This is a genomic window from Pseudomonas sp. MTM4, assembly GCF_019355055.1.
In the GTDB taxonomy this organism is placed as follows: Bacteria; Pseudomonadota; Gammaproteobacteria; order Pseudomonadales; family Pseudomonadaceae; genus Stutzerimonas.
The window spans coordinates 3,156,212-3,170,594 of record NZ_CP048411.1 but is presented as its reverse complement, the minus strand read 5'-3'; the positions used below and the strand labels follow the sequence as shown (position 1 = coordinate 3,170,594).

Annotated in this window: 10 protein-coding genes; 1 reads left to right on the top strand and 9 read right to left on the bottom strand. The window is 56.1% G+C overall.

Going from position 1 to position 14,383, the window contains the following annotated elements; translation table 11 throughout:
* Window position 1: 1 nt before the first annotated feature.
* A complete protein-coding gene (locus GYM54_RS14665; protein WP_131649289.1) occupies window positions 2-463 on the bottom strand; it encodes a heme-binding protein in 462 nt (153 codons plus the stop codon).
* A 331-nt stretch (window positions 464-794) separates the two neighbouring features.
* On the opposite strand from GYM54_RS14665, the gene GYM54_RS14660 reads away from it, so the two are divergent.
* Window positions 795-1,445, top strand: coding sequence for a GntR family transcriptional regulator (locus GYM54_RS14660; protein ID WP_131649287.1), 651 nt, complete (start codon window positions 795-797; stop codon window positions 1,443-1,445).
* Between the two features lie 153 nt (window positions 1,446-1,598).
* Here the strand turns inward: GYM54_RS14660 and GYM54_RS14655 are convergent, their stop codons facing one another.
* The 8 genes from GYM54_RS14655 to polA form a co-directional block, all read right to left on the bottom strand.
* Complete coding sequence (locus GYM54_RS14655; RefSeq protein WP_131649285.1) at window positions 1,599-4,604, bottom strand: FAD-binding and (Fe-S)-binding domain-containing protein; 3,006 nt, start codon at window positions 4,602-4,604, stop codon at window positions 1,599-1,601.
* Window positions 4,605-4,721: 117 nt separating this feature from the next.
* Complete coding sequence (locus tag GYM54_RS14650) at window positions 4,722-6,002, bottom strand: alanine--glyoxylate aminotransferase family protein (protein WP_231752150.1); 1,281 nt, start codon at window positions 6,000-6,002, stop codon at window positions 4,722-4,724.
* A 10-nt stretch (window positions 6,003-6,012) separates the two neighbouring features.
* Window positions 6,013-7,200 (bottom strand): CaiB/BaiF CoA-transferase family protein, encoded by a 1,188-nt coding sequence (locus GYM54_RS14645; protein ID WP_131649283.1) that lies wholly within the window; start codon window positions 7,198-7,200, stop codon window positions 6,013-6,015.
* Window positions 7,201-7,233: 33 nt separating this feature from the next.
* On the bottom strand, window positions 7,234-8,025 hold the full coding sequence (locus GYM54_RS14640; protein WP_131649281.1) for an enoyl-CoA hydratase/isomerase family protein: 792 nt from the start codon (window positions 8,023-8,025) through the stop codon (window positions 7,234-7,236).
* A gap of 67 nt (window positions 8,026-8,092) precedes the next feature.
* Window positions 8,093-9,379 carry a TRAP transporter large permease gene (locus GYM54_RS14635; protein ID WP_181099290.1) on the bottom strand — a complete coding sequence of 429 codons (1,287 nt, stop codon included), beginning with the start codon at window positions 9,377-9,379 and terminating at the stop codon, window positions 8,093-8,095.
* Window positions 9,380-9,432: 53 nt separating this feature from the next.
* Window positions 9,433-9,957: a TRAP transporter small permease gene (locus tag GYM54_RS14630; protein WP_131649279.1), complete on the bottom strand. Its 525-nt coding sequence runs from the start codon at window positions 9,955-9,957 to the stop codon at window positions 9,433-9,435.
* An 85-nt stretch (window positions 9,958-10,042) separates the two neighbouring features.
* Entirely contained in the window at window positions 10,043-11,014 is a 972-nt protein-coding gene (locus tag GYM54_RS14625; protein ID WP_197444818.1) for a TRAP transporter substrate-binding protein, read from the bottom strand.
* Between the two features lie 623 nt (window positions 11,015-11,637).
* Window positions 11,638-14,376, bottom strand: coding sequence for a DNA polymerase I (gene polA, locus GYM54_RS14620; protein ID WP_181099289.1), 2,739 nt, complete (start codon window positions 14,374-14,376; stop codon window positions 11,638-11,640).
* Window positions 14,377-14,383: the final 7 nt, after the last annotated feature.

Below are 14,383 nucleotides of genomic sequence, written 5' to 3'. Positions count from 1 at the left end.
CCTATTTGGGTGCGAGGCCGACCTTGAAGCCCGCAGCCTCGATACCCACGATAGCCACCTGCTCATCTTCATCCGAGGAGGCGCCGCTCACACCCACAGCGCCGATCACTTCGTCATTCGCGTCGAGAATCAGAACGCCGCCCGGCACCGGAATGAAGGTGCCATCAGACGCAGCCGCGACCGAGGCGAGGAAGGCCGGACGGAGATCGTTTCGCTCGCCTATCGTCCGGCTGGATGCGCCATTCCCGAGCGCGGCGAACGCCTTACCGCGCGCCACCGGAAGTCTCAACGGCGCGCAGCCATCCTCCCGTTCGGCGGCAATCAGATTTCCACCTCCATCCATGACAAACGCCGTCAACGGGTCCATGTCCTGCAACCTCGCCTGAGAAAATGCTGCATCCAGAATCCGCCGAGCCTGGGCTCGGGTAATTTTCACGCTGGAACGAAAAACCTTGCCTGCCATTAGTGCCTCCAAGTTTTCGATAAATACTTAATGCAGGATTTGAACGCGCCGGAACGGTGTGACGATTAATGCTTTGAATGATTTTTGCCGGACGCCAACTAGCCTGGCTGAAATCATCTTGCCTCAGATCGAATTCTTAATGCAATTCCTGTAATTTTCTGCTATTGAAATAAGTAAGCGCACCGTTGCGCAGCCTGTGTATTGGTTGGATATTATTTTTAACGTTAGGTATCGCCTCAGGCACGACGGCCACAAAAAATAGTAACGGGACGAACTTAAGTTAACGTCTAATATAATGCCAAACGAACCGCACTCTATTCGCGAGACCACTATGGAAAAAATTCAACACCGAATCCTTTACCAGGAAGCGGCTGACAGAATCCGAGAATTAATTGAGCATGGAGTACTTACCGCAGGAGAGAAAATCTCCGAAAAACAGCTTTGCGACAAGTTCGGAATCTCACGGACGCCACTTCGTGAGGCGCTGAAGGTCCTCACTTCCGAAGGATTGATAGAAATACTCCCCAATCGAGGAGCGCGGGTAAGCCGCCTCAGTTTAAGTGATGTGCAGCACACCTACGATGTAATGGGCGCATTGGAAGGCCTTGCGGGCGAAGCGGCCTGTCGCCGTATAACAGAAGATGAGTTATCGACCATTATCGAGCTCCACAGACAGATGCTTGATTATTTTAATCGCCAAGATTTGCAGGCTTACTTCCAAGCCAACCGACAAATCCATGAGCGTATTCTTGCCGCCTCAGGTAACGCTGTACTGTTAGAGATGTATAACAATCTGAGTCAACGGATCAAACGGTTTCGTTTCACTGCAGAGATGAGCCCTGAGTTTTGGCAGAAAGCAGTGAACGACCATGAAGAAATGATTAAAGCCTTGCAGGAACGCGACAGCAAAAGGCTCGGTGATATTCTTCGAGAACATTTGAATCACAAGCTTGAAGCTGAAAATCTTTCGGGTGTGGCTTAAAGCTTGTTGAAATCTCGCAGCGAGCTATTTGCTGCTGCGATGGAAGGCGCTGGGTAGGTAAAAAAAGTCTCTTTCCATTACCGTCCCTCAGCGCCTCAGGCTTCAGTTGCAGTACAACTCAATCCCGACGCCCCCTCGATTGCCGTGTCAGGCTCAGGCCAATGCCTGCTCTAGGACCTTGGCGACATGCAAGGCCGCCTTGCTTGCACCGTCATGAATCTGGTGGCGACAACTGGTCCCGTCTGCAACCACTAGATCCTCCGCTTTAGCCTGACGAATGGCCGGTAATAGCTTCATCTCGGCCATTTGCATGGACACTTCGTAATGCTCGCTTTCGTAGCCGAAGCTCCCTGCCATCCCGCAGCATGACGTTTCGATGGTTTCGACCTTCAGCTCGGGAATCCAGCGCAGCACTTGTTCCACGGGTCGCATGGCGTCGAATGCTTTTTGGTGGCAATGCCCGTGCAACAACGCCCGGGACGCACCCAGCGCCTTCAGCTTCAGGTCCAGACGACCGGCGTCATGCTCGCGAACCAAGAACTCTTCGAACAGCAGAGCGGCGTTGGCCAATGCCTTGGCTTGTTCGCCGTATCCGTAATGCAGAAACTCGTCACGCATGGTTAGCAAGCAGGAAGGCTCCAGACCAACAATGCTGACCCCGCGCTCAACGAATGGCATCAGGAAATCCAGTGTGCGCTTCGCTTCGGCTTTGGCTTTGTCTACCTGACCGGACGCCAGATAGGTTCGTCCGCAGCAAAGTGGTCGCTCGCGGGCTGCCTTGTTGAAATGGACTTTATATCCGGCTGCAACCAGCACCCGATGGGCGGCTTCGGCGTTGGCTGGTTCAAGGTAGTTATTGAACGTATCGACAAACAACAGGACTTCTTTCGTCTGTGTTGCGTTGCCTTGCGCCTCGCCCGCGTTGCTGAGGAAGCTGCGTTGAAAACTCGGCAGCGCCCGTTGCGTAGCCAACCCCAGGCTCTTCTTGACCCAGTCAGCCACTGCCGGCACGCGCTCGACTGCGCTTACCAGTCCTGAGAAGTAACTGGCGTACGGTGCGTATTGCGGCATATCGGCTACAAGGCGTTCACGAAGCGGCATCGGGTGCGTTTTCGACCAGGCCACGCGGGCTTCGATTTTCATTTTGGCCATGTCCACGCCGGTTGGACATTCCCGCTTGCAGCCCTTACAGGAAACACAAAGATCAAGCGCTTCCTTTACGTCTTCACTGGCTAACCCTTCCGGCCCTAATTGACCCGACAAAGCCAAGCGCAAGGTGTTGGCGCGGCCGCGGGTCAGATGCTGTTCATTACGTGTGGCGCGGAAGCTCGGGCACATCGTACCCGCGTCGAATTTACGGCAGTGGCCGTTGTTATTGCACATTTCCACTGCTTTGATCAGGCCTGACGTGGGATCACCACCGCTCCCAGGCTCACTTTGCTCTCCAGTGAGCGGATCACGCAATACATCCCAACCGGACCAATCGAGTGCTGGTTTAACCGGGATCGCCTGATAGTCCTTGGGAAAGCGGAAATAGTTCTGATCGTCCATACGAGGTGTATCGACGATCTTGCCCGGATTGAGCAGATTTTCCGGATCAAATATCTGCTTTATTTCCGTGAACGCGGCGTTGAGCTGCGGGCCGAACTGCCAGGCCACCCACTCGCCTCTGCAAATACCGTCGCCATGTTCGCCAGAAAAGGCGCCCTTGTATTCCCTGACCAAAGCCGATGCTTCTTCGGCAATGGCACGCATCTTCTCTCCGCCGTCACGGCGCATATCCAGTATCGGGCGTACGTGTAAGGTTCCTACGCTGGCGTGGGCATACCAAGTACCCTCAGTACCGTACTTGTGAAATACCTGAGTTAGTTTATCGGTGTATTCGGCGAGTCCATCCAACGGGACTGCACAGTCTTCGATGAAAGACACCGGCTTCCCGTCGCCTTTCATACTCATCATGATGTTCAACCCCGCCTTGCGGACATTCCAAAGTGCTGTCTGCTCAGCACCGTTGACCATGTCCACGACACTTCCCGGCAGGCCGAGATCGCCCATAAGTTCATTCAAACCGGCAAGTTTCTGATGCAACTCCTGCATGTCATCGCCAGCGAACTCGACAAGTAGAATGGCCTTGGGTGCACCGATTAACGCTTTTTCAATAACCGGGCGGAATGCTGGGTTCTCAAGCGACAGGTCGATCATGGTGCGATCGACAAGTTCGACAGCCGTAGGCTCCAGCTTGACGATATGCTGGGTCATGTCCATCGCCTGATAAAAGGTAGGGAAGTTGACCACACCCAGAACTTTCTGCTTCGGCAAAGGCGCCAATTTCAGCTTGATGCGTTGAGTTAGTGCCAAGGTCCCTTCGGACCCTATTAACAGATGTGCCAGATTGATACGGCCGTCACGGTCGTAGGGCAGCGGGTTCTGGCAGTTGAAGATATCCAGGTTATAACCGCCGACACGGCGTAATACCTTGGGGAAGTTCTCGAGGATATTTGCATCTTCGCGGCTGGCAATTTGTTGGAGTTGCTGAGCGATGCGCTGCACTCTGCCGCCGGCCGAAAGGTTCTCGATATAGTCGAAATGGCCTTGTGAGCCGTCCGCCAGTAACGCGTCGATGCTGAGAACGTTATGGACCATGTTGCCGTAGCGGATCGATCGCGACCCACAGGAGTTATTGCCGGCCATTCCTCCAATGGTGCATTGCGCAGCTGTCGATACATCAACCGGAAACCAGAGCCCATGTGGCTTCAGCCAGCGATTGAGATCATCGAGAACGAGGCCGGGCTCGACCACGACGGTCATCCTTTCTTTGTCGAACTCAACGATCTGGTTCAGCCAACGGCTAGTGTCCAGCACGATCGCTTCCCCGACCGTCTGCCCGCACTGGCTGGTTCCGCCTCCCCGCGCGAGTACCGGAATCTTCGCGTCACGCGCGATATCCAAGGCAATCTGTAGGTCCTGCTGGTGGCGCGGGATGACTACGCCAACCGGCATGACTTGGTAGATCGATGCGTCCGTCGAATAGCGCCCCCGGGAGGCCTTATCGAAAAATACATCGCCGGCAATCTCTCGCTGCAAGCGTGCTGCAAGATCAGAGACAAGGCCTACTTGCGCGCTGCGCGCTTTTAATTTTTGTTCAGTAAACGAAGTCATCACAAACTCCCGGTTTCCATCAGGGCGGCAGTGGCGAGCCTTACGCCAAAAAGCACCGTTCGCAGCTAGCGCCGCTCCCACGGCAGGAGCGACTTAAGCCGCGATGCTTATGCTGTGTCAGTTGGCGGTCCGCAGGGGATTAGCGGCAAAGTAATTCAGCGCCGCCAACACTCCACTTCCCTTCAACTCAACACCGGATAACTTCATTCCCGCCTCGCAGCCACCGAGGGCCGCGATCAGAGTCAGGTCATTGCAATCACCCAAGTGACCGATACGGAACATCTTTCCCTTGGCCTTGCCGAGCCCCATGCCTAAGGAGAGATCGAAACGCTCGTAAACCAGCCGGCGAACCGCATCGGCATCTACACCTTCTGGCATTACGACGCCGGTCAGGACCGGTGAGTGGACGGCAGGGTCCAGGCACTGCACTTCCAATCCCCAGGCTTCGACAGCGGTGCGCACTCCCGCCCCCCAGCGCTGATGACGGAGAAACACGTTATCCAGGCCTTCCCCCAGGATCATGTCCAGCGCTTCGTTCAAGCCATAAAGCAGATTGGTATTGGGTGTGTACGGCCAGTAGCCAGTTTTGTTGGCCTCGACGATTTCGTCCCAGGCCCAGAAGCTTTTTGGCAATTGGGAGGGACGGCTGGCTTGAAGCGCCTTATCTGACAGCGCGTTAAAGCTGATGCCTGGCGGCAACATCAGGCCCTTCTGCGACCCTGAAATCGTGACGTCGACACCCCAGGCGTCGTGCTGATAATCGGCACAGGCCAGCCCGGAAATGGTATCGACCATCAACAGCGCCGGGTGCCCCGCCGCATCCATGGCACGTCGTACCGCAGGAATATCGCTGGTAACGCCAGTGGAGGTCTCGTTGTGAACGACGCAAACCGCTTTGATGCTGTGTCCGGTGTCCTCCCTCAGGCGCCGTTCGATCATGTCGGCCTGCACTCCAGCGCGCCAACCCTCATACCCTGGCAACCCGAGAAACTCCGGTTCCACGCCCAAGCGACGCGCCATCTTCTCCCATAGCGTGGCGAAGTGGCCGGTCTCGAACATCAGCACTTTGTCACCGGCTGACAGCGTATTCACCAGCGCCGCTTCCCAAGCGCCTGTGCCTGAAGCGGGATAAATGACAACGGGATGCACCGTTTTGAAAATCTTCTGAATCTTGCCCAGTATCTCCAGCCCCAACGCGCCGAATTCAGGACCACGGTGGTCGATAGTCGGCAGGCTCATGGCACGCAGGATGCGATCCGGTACAGGAGAAGGGCCGGGAATTTGGAGGAAATGGCGGCCAGATGGATGAAAATCGAGCTTCAACATGGGATATCTCCGTAGCCTTTCGCTATTGGTTATTTTTGTATTTTGCGTTTTGAATTCATCGTTAAATAACAAAAATCCACGCTTACCTGATGCAACCCTCCCCCCTTAATCGGCCCACTTCCTCCTCGCTGATACCAATGCCGCGAAGGATCTCGTCTGTATGCTGGGCAAAAAGCGGTGCCGGCCGACGAATCTGCAGAGGCGTGCGGGAGAACTTTGCCGGGAAACCAATCGTTTTCATTTTGCCGATCACCGGATGATCGACCTCCTGAACCATGCCCCGGGCGAGAAAATGTTCGTCTTCCATGGCTTGGGCGAAGTTATTGATCGGGCCTGCCGGGACGCCAGCCACATCACAAAGCTCAAGCCAGTGGTCCATGTTCTGTTGGGTCAGGATGTCTTCGATAACGGCTTCGAGCACTTCAACATTGCGCCCGCGGTCACTATTCGTTGCAAAGCGCGGATCATCGATCAGCTCGGGGCGTGCTATGACATCGAGGCAAAAGCGCTCCCAGGTCCGCTGGTTGGCACAACCGAGCATAAGAAAGCCGTCTTGGGTCTTGAATGCCTGATAAGGCGCGGAGACTCGGTGTCGCCACCCTGTTGGCTCCGGTACCCTCCCCTCCGAGAAATAGGCGGCTGCCTCCCAGCTGAACCACGGCAAGCCGCATTCGGTGATGGCGATATCGATATGTTGCCCTTCTCCGGTGTTCATCTTGTGAATGTATGCCGCGAGAATGGAATAGACCGCAGTGATCCCCGCGCCTATGTCATATACCGCAATACCTGTTTTTACAGGGCGTCGACCCGGCTCGCCAGTCATCGACATGAGGCCGCTCATGCCCTGCGCAACCAGATCGAAACCACCCTTGTTGCTGTATGGGCCGGTCTGCCCATAGCCGGAAATGGAGCAGTAAATGATGCCCGGATTGAGCTTTTTGATGGTCTCGTAATCGATTTGCAGAGACTGAGTCACGCCGGGGCGGTAGTTCTCCACGATTACATCGGCCTCATTGGCCAGTCGGTAAAACACGTCCTTGGCCCGCTGATCCTTCAAGTTCAGCGAAATGCTCTTCTTGTTCCGGTTGATCTGGGAGAAACAGGTGGATTCGTCATTAACGTATGGGCCCATTTGCCGGCTGTCATCGCCGCCGTTGGCCTTCTCAACCTTGATGACTTCTGCGCCCATGTCTCCCAAAACCATGGTGCAGTATGGCCCGGCCATGATCTGGGATACATCGAGTATTTTTATATTGTTCAACGGGAGCATGGAATTCCTCACTGCCGGAAATTGATCGGAAGGCTATCGCCCGGTCCATTCAAAGGATGTCTTGTGAACGAACTTGCCGACCGCTGCCTTGAAATCCTGGCTGCCGTAACAGGCCCGCACCCAGTCGTCACTGGCATCTGCGGCCGCACGTCGATGTGCGAGCACGCGATTGATGACCTCTTTCGATGCTTGAACCGTCAGCGGAGCTCGACTGGCGAATGCCTGCGCTCGGTTGTTGACTTCCTGCCTGATAGCGTCCGCGTCGAAGATTTCGTTGACCAAACCGATCAAGGCTGCTTCGGGTGCCTCGATGAACTTCGCGGCCATGAGCACTTCCTTGGTGCGCGCGACGCCTATCAAGTCCATCAAGCGTGAAACATTGGTCACGGACAGGCAGTTGCCTAGCGTCCTGGCAATCGGAACGCCGAACTTCAATGACGGCGTGCAGTAGCGAAAATCACAGGCCAAGGCAATGGCCGCGCCACCACCGACACAGAACCCTTCGAGCATGGCAATGGTAGGTTTGCGCATGGTTTCCAGGCCGGCGATGGCGCTATCGATACGGCGCTCATATGCAACACCCTGCTCGCCATCGAAACCGGTGAACTGCTTGATATCCGTACCGGCGACAAAGGCATCGCCCCCGCGGCCATGGAATATCACCGCATTCACCGCCGGGTCAGCATCTACTTGTTGGCATATAGCTGCCAGCGATTCGTACATATGCCAGGTCATGGCATTGCGGCTTTCGGGGCGATTGAATCCGACCCAAGCCACGCCTTGATCGATATGGCATTCAACGGTGCCCTGGTTCTGATCACTCATCTCTCTCATTCCTTCGGTTCGTTGCCGCCAGGTATTGGTAGCAGAAGGCTGGAAACATCAGCGCCTATCAACTGCCATACACAAAGTTGACCAGCGACATCGCAACGGCCGGGATGTAAGTGTTCATGATCAGGATTGCGAAGAGCACGCCGAGGAACCAGAGATTGGTTCGGCTGGTTGCCCAAATATCCGACTTGGCTATCGAGCAGGAAGCGATCAGAACGCTGGCTACCGGCGGTGTTTGTTGCCCGATTGCCAAATTAAGCGTGACGATCAAACCGAAGTGAATGGGGTCGATGCCAACCGCAAGAACCAGCGGCAATACAATCGGCACAACCAGAATTATCGCAGCGGCTGAGTGCAGAAAGACCCCAAGTATCAGGAAGATCACGTTCAACAACGCCAGGATTACATACTTGTTGCTGGTCCATTCGCTGATTGAGGTGGCCAACTGCTGTGGAAGCTGCGTCTCGGTCAAATAGAGGCCAACTACGGCCGAGCTTGCAACAAGGAGCATGACCACTGCAGTTTGTATACCTGCATCAAGGCATGCCTTATAGAAAGTTTTGAAGGTGAACTCCCGGTATACGAAAGCACTGATGAAAATGGCAACAACGACCGCCAGTGCGGCACCTTCTGTCGCGGTTACAATGCCACCGAAAATCCCTCCAAGAATAATTACCGGAATCGACAACGCCCAGATGGAGCTTTTGAATGCTTCCCAGAGTTTTCCTGCCCGGAACTTTCCTTCCGATGGAAAGTTGTTCTTTTTAGCCAAGTAGTAGCACATGGCGGCTAAACCCAAGGCCCCGAGAATCCCTGGAAAAATGCCGGCAACAAACATCTTGACCACTGATTCCCCAGACATAACCGCATAAAGAATCATGGGGATCGAAGGTGGCAGGATGATCGCCAGACTGGCGGCAGAGGATGAAAGAGCCGCCGAATACTCCTTGGAGTACCCCTTCTTCTTCATCGCCGGAATCATGATGCTACCAATGGCCGAAACGCCTGCTACCGCAGAGCCGGAAATTTCCGCGAAAAAGATAGAGGCGCCAATGGTCACCATCGACAGTCCACCTTTTATGAACCCCAGCATCGCTGATGCGAGATCAATGAGGCGTCGTGAAATGCTTGAAGCATTCATGATGGCACCGGCCAGGATGAACAACGGAATCGCAATCAGCGGGAAGCTGGTCGCCCCGTCGAACATCACCATGCCTATGTTGGGAAGTGCCGAGACACCATAAGTGGCGAAGGTCGCAGCGGCGCCAATGAGACCGAGCGCTACCGCGATAGGCACATTGATCAGAATGAGCACGACAAGGCCAAGAAACATATAAAGAATCGTCATTTTTTATTCTCCTGAGCGCGCGGTTCTGCGGGCTCGATGGGGTCGTTCGGAACTCAGCTTTTCGCGAGCTCAACCTCTAGCTCTTCCAGTTCATGGTCGACGAACCCAGCGCCTTTGGCGCTCGCAATGACATCGGGCAGGCGTAATAACTCGGCAAGAATGAACATCGCTGCACCAATCGGGATAACTGATTGCGTAAGCTGCAGCGAAACGTTGGTCAGGCTGACCAGCGTTGAGCCTTCGAGAATGGTCACTACCTGCATGCCGGTATATGCGAGCAGTACGAAAAAACCGATCGTGATCGCCTCTGCGATAAGTGCAATCGGCAGCCGTACCTTGGGGGAGAAGTAATTAATGACACTTGGGCAGCCTATGTGGGCGCCCTTTGCCGCAGCCAGTGCGGCTCCGTAATAGGTCAGCCAAGCCAATCCTACGGATGCAACTTCGTCGTACCAGCTAAAGGGCGAACCGACCAGGCGTGAAACAAAGCCAATTGTAACAACCGCTGCCAGCGCGATGATATTGATTACAACGATGACTTCAAGAAGCTTGAAGTAACCTTTTTTAAAAGAGCTCATCAGCTCCTCCTGATATATCGACCCTCAATTGTTCCGTGCATGACTTGCGGGATGAGCAAGTCATGCACAACGGAGATATCACCTATCAGTCGCGGAGCTGCCTTACTTTTTCCAGCATTTCTTTGCCGCCATCAACTTCCTCGGAAAACTTCGCATAAATTGCATCCGAGCCGTCAATAAACGCTTGCTGGTCGACCTCGTTGACCTCCATGCCAGCCTCTTTCATCTTTTCGACAAGGCTGTTATCGAGCTCCTCGCCTTGCTTTAGAGCAAAGTCTTCAACTTCCATCGCTGCATCCGACAGCACTGTTCTCACCTCTTCCGGCAAACGCTTCCAGCTGGCGCCTGCCACCACAAACGCCGGGGTGTAGACATGGTTGGACAAGGAAAGAAAGCGTTGAACCTCATGGAAGCGCTGCGAGTAAATCTGGACGAGCGGGTTTTCCTGGCCATCCATCGCGCCGGTCTGCAATGCAACGAAGGCTTCGGAGAGCGCCATGGGCGCAGGATTAGCGCCGTAGCCCTTGAACATTTCAACGCGCCAGATCCCGTTCGGCGTTCTTAGCTTTAGCCCTTCGAGATCTTTGGGTACTATGATCGGACGGCTGTTATTGGTGATCTGCCGGCTGCCGTTTTCCCACACGGCAATGATATTCAGGTTCCTTTTTTCCGCCGCTGTGTACATGACATCGCGCACTACTTCGTCGCGAACCTTCTTCATGTGTTCCCGATCCTTGATCAGGTACGGCATTTCGAACAGCGAGAACTCGGGGCTGACGCTGCTCATGACCGTGGAGGGCAATGCGAGATCGAGCGTGCCTAACTTGAGCTTGTTTAGCATTTGCGAATCGCTACCGAGCTGACTGGAGCCGTAAGGCACAACCTCATACCCATCCAGTTTTTCGTTAGCGATCCGAGCGAATTCGTTAGCTGTTATCTCGAATAGGGAGCCTGGCCCGCCCACATGGCCGAATTTGATTTGGGTATCAGCAGCCTGTGCTACCGAAACGCCGAGGGCCAGTACTGATGCAAGAAGCGCTTTCTTTGAGCCTTTCATGTGGATCTCCACTCATTGTTATTTTTGTTGGTACCCAACGCCGCAAAGCCCGAATTTCTTTCCCGTTCGGTCAGTTCGTTGCTGTTCTTTTGCAGCTATCGAACGGGAAGAGTGACGAGTAGAACTCCCTGCATTTGCCGGGCGCGCAGCTGACTGATCAAAATGAATTCATAATTCACTTTTGGACGTTAGTCTAAGATTCGCAGCCTAGCAAATGGCTTTTCCATTAATTTCATTTTGCTTTTTTAGCGCCTAATCAGGCGCTGCGATGGCTGGCGATCAGCGGTTCTCGCAGTGATATCTGCAGCCAACACAGGTGTTCGCCGCCAAGAAGAAGGGACGTTGAAATGTGGTTCGTCAAAGCACAGCCGGACGAGCGCGAAGACTCGTCTGGGCCGGTGTTTTGTCCAGGCGAAAAAAAACCTCGAACTTCGTTGGGGGAGGGGGAAGTTCGAGGTTCCAAATCCGGACCGCTAGGGCGAGGTCCAGATGATCTGCCAACACTTAACACAACAAGGAGCATCGAAGGGTTTTGACACCCTCCGAAGCCTATGACTCGCCTTTTGCGTCATGAGTTCAATGAGTCAGAAAAAATAATTTCGTCTCGCTTCGTCTGCGCCCCTTCAGTGCGCCTCGTCCCAGTTGTCGCCCACGCCCGCTTCCACCAACAGCGGCACGTCCAGCTCGGCGGCCTGGCTCATCAGCGGGCAGATGGCTGCGCGCACCTGCTCGACCAGATCCTCGCGCACTTCCAACACCAGTTCGTCGTGCACCTGCAGGATCACCCGTGCATCCAGGCCGCTGTTCTGCAGCCAGTTGTCCACACTAATCATGGCGCGCTTGATGATGTCCGCCGCGGTGCCCTGCATCGGCGCGTTGATCGCGGTGCGCTCGGCACCCTTGCGCATGGCGCCGTTCTTGGAGTTGATTTCCGGCAGGTACAGCCGGCGCCCAAACAGGGTCTCCACGTAGCCCTGCTCGGCGGCCTGGGTACGAGTGCGCTCCATGTAGGCGAGCACGCCGGGGTAGCGCGCGAAGTAGCGATCGATATAGGCCTGCGCTTCGCCGCGCGCGACGTCGATCTGCTTGGCCAGGCCGAAGGCGCTCATGCCGTAGATCAGACCGAAGTTGATTGCCTTGGCGCTGCGGCGCTGGTCGTTGCTCACCTCATCCAGCGATACGCCGAAGACCTCGGCGGCGGTGGCGCGGTGGACATCCAGATCGTTCTGGAAAGCATGCAGCAACCCTTCATCCTGGGCCAGATGGGCCATGATGCGTAGTTCGATCTGCGAGTAGTCGGCGGCCAGCAGCTTGTAGCCGGGTGCCGCGACGAAAGCCTGGCGGATGCGCCGCCCTTCAGCCGTTCTGATCGGGATGTTCTGCAGATTCGGGTCCGACGAAGACAACCGGCCGGTCGCCGTTACCGCCTGGTGATAGCTGGTGTGGATACGCCCGGTGCGCGGGTTGATCTGCTGCGGCAGCTTGTCGGTGTAGGTGCCCTTGAGCTTGCTCAGGGAGCGGTGCTGCATGATCACCTTGGGCAGCGGGTAATCCTTATCGGCAAGGTCAGCCAGCACACTTTCGGCGGTCGAGGGCTGGCCTCCAGCGGTCTTCGACAATACCGGACAGCCGAGCTTTTCATAGAGGATGGCGCACAGCTGTTTGGGCGAACCGAGGTTGAACTCCTCGCCAGCGATGTCATAAGCCTCACGCTCTAGAGCGACGAGTTTTTCGCCCAGCTCGACGCTCTGCAGCCCGAGCAGATTGGCGTCGACCAGCGCACCGTTGCGCTCGATACGCGCCAGCACCGGAACCAACGGCATCTCGATCTCGTTCAGTACCTTGAGCAGCGACGGCGTGGCTTCGAGCCTTTCCATCAGTGTCTGGTGCAGGCGCAGAGTAACGTCGGCATCTTCGGCCGCGTAGGGTCCGGCCTGTTCGATGGCGATCTGGTCGAAGGTCAGCTGCTTGGCGCCCTTGCCGGCTATGTCCTCGAAGCGGATGGTGCCGCGGCCGAGATATTTCAGCGCCAGGCTGTCCATGTCGTGACGGGTCGCGGTGGCGTCCAGCACGTAGGATTCGAGCATGGTGTCGCAGCTCATGCCGCGCATTTCGATACCGTAGTGCATCAGCACGTTCATGTCGTACTTGCCGTGCTGGCAGATCTTGCGTTTGGCCGGGTCTTCCAGCAGCGGTTTGAGGGCAGCGAGCACCGCGTCACGGTCGAGCTGCTGCGGCACCCCCATATAACTGTGACACAGCGGCACGTAGGCGGCCTTGCCGGTCTCGATGGCGAATGAAACGCCCACCAGCTGTGCCTTCTGCGCATCGATGCTGGTGGTCTCGGTATCGAAGGCGAAGCAGTCGGCAGCCTGCAGACGCGCCAGCCAGGCGTCGAATTCGGCCTGATCGAGAACAGTGTCGTACTCGGCTTCCGCCTGGATCGAGCATTCCTCAGGCGTAACTTCGCAGTTCGCCGCCTTGGCCTCGCGCAGCAGCTCGTCGAGCCACTGTTTGAATTCCAGCTCGCGGTACAGCGCGATCAACGCCTCGCGATGCGGTTCGCCCGGCATTAGATCGGCCACCTGCACATCCAGCGGCACGTCGATCTTGATCGTCGCCAGCTCATAGGACATGAACGCCGCATCGCGGTGTTCTTCGAGCTTGGCGGCCAGCGACTTGGCACCGCGAATCGGCAAATCGCAGACTTTTTCGAGGTTCTCGTAAAGCCCCTTCAGACCGCCGGGAATGCCATTGAGCAAGCCGCAGGCGGTCTTCTCGCCAACGCCGGGCACGCCGGGGATGTTGTCAACCTTGTCGCCCATCAGCGCGAGGAAATCGATGATCAGCTCGGGACCGACGCCGAACTTGGTCCGTACACCCTCGATGTCATAGACGCTGCCGGTCATGGTGTTGACCAGCGTGACATGCGGGCAGACCAGCTGCGCCATGTCCTTGTCGCCAGTGGAGATGACGACGTCGCGCTGGAGGGCTGCGCATTGGCGCGCCAAGGTGCCGATCACGTCGTCGGCCTCGACCCCGTCCACGCACAACAGCGGCATGCCGAGCGCGCGAACGCTGGCATGCAGTGGCTCGACCTGACCACGCAGGTCGTCCGGCATCGGTGGGCGATGGGATTTGTATTCGGCGAACAACGTGTCGCGGAACGTCGGCCCCTTGGCATCGAAGACCACCGCGAAGGGGCTGTCCGGATATTGTCGGCGCAGCGACAGCAGCATGTTCAGCACACCCTTCACCGCGCCGGTGGGTTTGCCGGTCGAGGTGGTCAGCGGCGGCAGGGCATGGAAGGCGCGATAGAGGTAGGACGAACCGTCCACCAGAACCAGGGGCGTTTGACTCATGAGCGGG